Raw genomic sequence first — 381 nt, forward strand, 5'->3', positions numbered from 1 at the left:
GTGTGATCACCGTGGAAGACGGTCAGGGTCTGGAAGACGAGCTGGCTGTGGTAGAAGGCATGCAGTTCGACCGTGGCTACCTCTCCCCCTACTTCATCAACAAGCCGGAAACCGGCTCCGTCGAGCTGGATGATCCCTTCATCCTGCTGGTGGACAAGAAAGTCTCCAACATCCGTGAAATGCTGCCGGTGCTGGAAGGCGTGGCCAAGGCGGGCAAACCGCTGATCATCGTGGCCGAAGATGTGGAAGGTGAAGCGCTGGCTACCCTGGTGGTCAACACCATGCGCGGCATCGTAAAAGTCGCCGCCGTCAAGGCGCCGGGATTCGGCGACCGTCGCAAGGCCATGCTGCAGGATATCGCCATCCTGACCGGTGGTACCG

Annotated in this window: 1 pseudogene; it reads left to right on the forward strand. The window is 60.4% G+C overall.

The features are described from left to right. A pseudogene (groEL, locus tag JWG43_RS19365) lies at window positions 1-381 on the forward strand (chaperonin GroEL); the annotation flags it as partial.

This window comes from Desulfobulbus alkaliphilus, assembly GCF_016918545.1.
GTDB lineage: Bacteria > Desulfobacterota > Desulfobulbia > Desulfobulbales > Desulfobulbaceae > Desulfobulbus > Desulfobulbus alkaliphilus.